The 4,960-nt window shown below is 74.7% G+C and carries 4 protein-coding genes; 3 read left to right on the top strand and 1 reads right to left on the bottom strand.

Going from position 1 to position 4,960, the window contains the following annotated elements; translation table 11 throughout:
• Positions 1–135: 135 nt before the first annotated feature.
• Positions 136–1,650, bottom strand: coding sequence for a hypothetical protein (locus tag LCE31_RS36680; protein WP_225022301.1), 1,515 nt, complete (start codon positions 1,648–1,650; stop codon positions 136–138).
• 180 nt (positions 1,651–1,830) lie between these two features.
• Here LCE31_RS36680 and LCE31_RS36675 point away from each other — a divergent pair, with 180 nt between their 5' ends.
• From LCE31_RS36675 to LCE31_RS36665, 3 genes are all read left to right on the top strand, one after another.
• Positions 1,831–3,147 (top strand): molybdopterin-dependent oxidoreductase, encoded by a 1,317-nt coding sequence (locus LCE31_RS36675; protein WP_374118676.1) that lies wholly within the window; start codon positions 1,831–1,833, stop codon positions 3,145–3,147.
• A complete protein-coding gene (locus tag LCE31_RS36670) occupies positions 3,135–3,653 on the top strand; it encodes a hypothetical protein (RefSeq protein ID WP_225022297.1) in 519 nt (172 codons plus the stop codon). The genes LCE31_RS36675 and LCE31_RS36670 overlap by 13 nt, the downstream gene beginning before the upstream one ends.
• An 89-nt stretch (positions 3,654–3,742) precedes the next feature.
• A complete protein-coding gene (locus LCE31_RS36665) occupies positions 3,743–4,801 on the top strand; it encodes an NAD-dependent epimerase/dehydratase family protein (RefSeq protein WP_225022295.1) in 1,059 nt (352 codons plus the stop codon).
• The last annotated feature ends 159 nt before the right edge of the window (positions 4,802–4,960 follow it).

Here is a 4,960-nt window from a genome sequence, read left to right as displayed (position 1 = left end):
CTGGCAGCCAGTGACAACGGAGCCCGGTAGGGTGGCGCGCGCACTGTGCGCGACCACCGGCCGGCGCGTGTTCCCGCCCCCCGCGGGCCCCCCCCGGGCCCCCGCCCCCCCCGGGGGGGGGGGGGCACCCGTCTGTCACCAGTACGTCAGCAGCAGATGGTTCACGAGCAGCGCCGTCACGACCTGGGCGGCGAGCCAGGGACGCGCGTGCCGGGCGGGCAGCAGCGCGGCGGCGGCCGGGAGCCAGAGGGTGAAGGGCAGCCAGATCCGTTCGGTCTCCGCCTTGCTCATGCCCGACAGGTCGGCGGCGAGGATCGCGAGAACGAAGGCGCAGACGAGCACCGCGACCGCCCCGGCCCCGCCACGCGAGGGCGCGCCACCGCCCGGGACGCCGCTCTCCGGGGCGCCGGTCGCGGGGGTGTCACCCTCCAGGGCGCCGGTCGCGGGCGCGCCATCGTCCGGCGCGCTGGTCGCAGCCGCGCCGGTCCGGTTCGCCCACCACGCCCGTACGGCCGCGGGAAGCGCGCCCGCTGCGCGCCTGAGCCCTGCGACCGACGCGAGGCCGGCCGTCACGACCACCGTGCCCAGATCGCCGAACAGCCAGTAGGCGTAGGGCCGGTCGCCGCCGACGCCCTGGTAGTAGCGCGGCACGAGCAGGCTGTACGCCGTCCACCAGGAGAAGCCCGCCGCGGTGAACGCCACCACCACGGCGGCGAACGCCGCGAGCGCCGGCAGGAGGGGGCGCGCCGTCCTCGCGTACAGCAGGATCGCGAGCGCCGGCACGGCCAGCAGGGTGAGCCCGTACGACAGGTAGACCGCCCACCCCAGCAGGAGGCCGCTGGCAGCGGCGACCACGGCCGGGAACCGGACGGTGCGGGTGGCCGCGAGGGCGAGGAGCGCCAGGGCCCAGGCGGCGACGGCCGCGAAGTAGCCGTCGGCCGAGACCCCGACCCATACGGCCCCTGGGGCCAGGGCCAGGAACGGCGCGGCGCGGCGTGCCGTGCGCTCTCCGGCGAGCGCGCGCAGGGCGACGAGTACGGCCGCGGCGACGGACCCTCCCGTGACGACGCAGAACAGGGCGGCCCACGCTCCGCCGCCGAGCCCCGCGTGGTCGAGGCCGACGAAGGTGAGGACCGCCCCGGCCGGGTGCCCCGCGATGTGCGCGGGCCAGGACTGCGCGTTGCCGAGCAGGATGTGCGACGTGAACCCGCGCAGGGCGGACCCGACGTCGTGGAACCGGGACACGCCGCTCAGGTATTCGTAGCGTGTGGTCAGCCGGCCGGCCACGCCGAGGTGCCAGCCGTCCACGAGTGCCAGGGAGAGCGTCCAGGCGGTGGCGGTGGCCCAGTTGAGGGCGAGCAGCGCGCGCCAGGGGACACGCGCCGCGAGGCCGGGCCCGTAGGCGATCGCCGCCGCACCGACGGCCACGGCGGCGGGGGTGCCGGGTCCGATGTGGGGGTCCCAGGTGGCGAGCAGGGGCGGCCAGGGGGTGTGCAGGGTTCCGTCGCGGGCCTGGAGCACGGTCCCGACGACGGCGACGGCCGCGATCAGGGCGCGGGCGCCCGCGTCGGCGAGCAGGTCGCGCCGGACGCCGGTGCGCGCGGGTCCGCTCCCGGTGGGTTCCGCGAGACGGGCGGAGGAGGGGCTCAGGGTCACACCGGCACCCTAGGGACGGCCGGGGCGGAAAGCGCGTGCCGGAGGGTCCACGTCATCGAATGGTCAGATCCGTGGGAACATTCCTGCGAAAACACACCACCCTTGTCGAACGTCAGACTTTCGTCATGCGTCGTGCCCGCTCTTTGGTGTGTCGCAGCCCCTACGGTCTGCTGCGTGAGACTTCTCCCGCCACCCCTTTCCCGCGCCCTCGGCCCCGGGGGCGCTCCGCGTACCCCGGGCCCCTGGCGCAGCCCGCTCCGCGGTCCCTGGCTGACCTCGGTGTTCGGCGCCGTCCTGCTGGCCGGCATCCCTGTCGTGTTCGTGACCGGTCTGCTGTCGTACGCCGCGTACAACCCGGATCTCGCGCCGGTCAACGACAAGACGCCGGACAAGGGGCTGCTGGGGTTCTATCTCTTCTCCTGGCCGACGGACCCGTACTGGCTCTACCGGCTGACGCAGGGCGTGCATGTGACGCTCGGCATCGTGCTGGTGCCGGTGCTGCTGGCGAAGTTGTGGTCCGTGGTGCCGAAGCTCTTCACGCTGCCGCCGGTGCGGTCGGTGGGGCACGCGCTGGACCGGCTCTCGCTGCTGCTCCTGGTGGGCGGCGGTCTCTTCGAGTTCCTCACCGGCGTGCTGAACGTACAGATCGCCTACCTGTTCCCCGGGTCCTTCTATCCGCTGCACTTCTACGGTGCATGGGTGTTCTTCGGCGCGCTCCTCGCGCATGTCGGACTGCGGCTGCCGCGCACCGTGCGGGCGCTGCGCGGCCGGGACCTGTGGGCGGAGCTGCGTACTCCCACCTCCAGGACCCGGCCCGAACCGGCCGACGACTCGGGTCTTGTCGCGGAGCGGCCCGCCGAACCCACCGTCTCGCGGCGCGGCGCGCTCGGCATGGTCGGGCTCGGCTCGCTGGCCCTATTGGTGGTGACGGCGGGACAGAGCATCGGCGGGCCGCTGCGGCGAACGGCGCTGCTGGCGCCGCACGGGCGCGATCCCGGCAGCGGTCCCGGGGGCTTCCAGATCAACAAGACGGCGGCGTTCGCCCGGGTCCGGCCGCGTGACATCGGCGGTGACTGGCGGCTGACGGTACGGGGCGGCGGCCACCGCAGGGTCCTGACCCTGGATGAGCTGCTGGCGCTTCCCCAGCACCGTTCCGCGCTGCCGATCGCGTGCGTGGAGGGCTGGTCGACGGACGACCAGCAGTGGGAGGGCGTGCGGCTCGCCGACCTCGCCTCACTGGTCGGGTTCCACACCGACCCGCCCGGTGTGTTCGTGGAATCGGTGCAGGCGGCGGGGTCGTTCCGCTCGGTGGTCCTGCGGGACAACCAGGTACGCGACCGCCGTTCGCTTCTCGCGCTGCGGGTCAACGGCGCGCCGCTGACGGAGGACCACGGCCGGCCGGCCCGGGTCATCGTGCCGGGCGCACCGGGTGTGATGAACACCAAGTGGGTCGGCCGGCTGGGTTTCGGGGAGGCGGCGTGGCGAGCGTGAGGCCCCGGGGTACGGCGTCGCGGCGGACCGGGTTCCGCCGGCTGTACGGCGAGTCGCCGGTCCATCTGCTGCTGCTGTGCGCCTCGTTCGCGGTGTGCGGTTACGCCGCGGTCCGGGTGCTCGCGGGCGACTGGGTGGGCGTCGTGGTGTGGGTGGTGGGTGCGGCGCTGCTGCACGATCTGGTCCTCGTACCGCTGTACACGGGCACGGACCGGCTGCTGTGCACGGTGCTGCGCGGGCGGCGGCCCGCCCCCGGCACGGCACTCAACCATGTGCGCGTCCCGGCGTTCCTTTCACTGCTGCTGCTCGCGGTGTACTGGCCGCTGATCCTGCGCCAGACCGCGCACTTCCGCCTGTCCACCGGGCTGTCGCCCGATGTGTTCCTGGGCAACTGGCTGCTGATCACGGCGGCGCTGTTCGCGCTGTCCGCGCTCTGGCTCGGCGCCCGGATCGTGCGGGACGGCGCGCGGGCCCGGCGGGCCGCCACGGACCGGGAAGGCAGCTGATGGAGGGCGACGGCAGCAGTCCTTACGGTCCGATGACACGTACGCGCCGGTCCGCCTACGGAGCGTCATCTGCCCCTAGCGTCGGCGGAATGCGCGTACTCGTCACCGGCGGAGCGGGTTTCATCGGCTCGCACATCACCGCCGCACTCACCGCTCACGGCCACGTACCGGTCGTCCTCGACGCCCTGTTGCCGTCGGCGCACCCCTCGCCGCCGCCCCTGCCCGACGCCGAGTGGGTCCAAGCCGACGTCCGCGACGCCGACGCCGTCGGGGCGGCGCTGCGCGGGGTGGACGCGGTCTGCCACCAGGCCGCGATGGTGGGGCTCGGCAAGGACATCGCCGACACGCCCGCCTATGTGAGCTGCAACGATCTCGGCACGGCCACACTGCTCGCGGCGATGGCGGAAGCCGGTGTGCGGGACCTGGTGGTCGCGGGGTCGATGGTGGTGTATGGCGAGGGCCGCTACGACTGCCCGCGGCACGGCCGCACGGCGCCGGGCCCCCGTTCGGCCCGGGACCTGGAGGCGGGCCGGTTCGAGCCGCGCTGCCCCCGGTGCGGCTCGGAGTTGACGCCGGGCCTGGTCACCGAGGACGCGGTGAAGGACCCGCGCAACGTCTACGCGGCGACGAAGCTGGCCCAGGAGCACCTGGCGGCGTCCTGGGCGCGCGCCACCGGCGGGCGGGCGGTGTCGCTGCGCTACCACAATGTGTACGGGCCGGGCATGCCGCGCGACACACCGTACGCCGGGGTGGCGTCCTTCTTCCGCTCGTCGCTGGCGCGCGGTGAGGCACCGCGCGTCTTCGAAGACGGCGGCCAGCGGCGCGACTTCGTCCACGTACGGGATGTCGCGGCGGCGAACGTACGGGCTCTCGCGGCGCTGCGGGAGGGGCCGTCCGGCGCGCTGCGCGCGTACAACACCGGCAGTGGGACCCCGCACACCGTCGGCGAGATGGCCAGGGCGCTCGCCCTGGCGCACGGCGGCCCCGCGCCGGTGGTCACGGGCGAGTACCGGCTGGGCGACGTACGCCACATCACGGCGTCGTCCGAGCGGTTGCGCACCGAGCTCGGCTGGCGCCCCGAGGTCGGCTTCGAGGACGGCATGGCCGAGTTCGCGACGGCGGAGCAGCGGGGGGCCGCCGTGCGGTGACCGCCCCGGACGGGCCGGTTCGGAACGCGGCCGGGGCCGCACGCGGTCGGGTCTTCGTGTCCTGGGCCCCTCCGGTCCGCGGGCCGCACCCCGGCCCGTCAGCCGGGCAGGCCACAGGCGCCCGGCGCCCTCCCCGCCTGCCTCCCCCTCCTCTCCTTC

The sequence above is a fragment of the Streptomyces sp. 8L genome, assembly GCF_020176795.1.
Lineage (GTDB): Bacteria > Actinomycetota > Actinomycetes > Streptomycetales > Streptomycetaceae > Streptomyces.
Note: the sequence above shows the minus strand (reverse complement) of the source record. Positions and strands in the feature narration are given on the sequence as shown.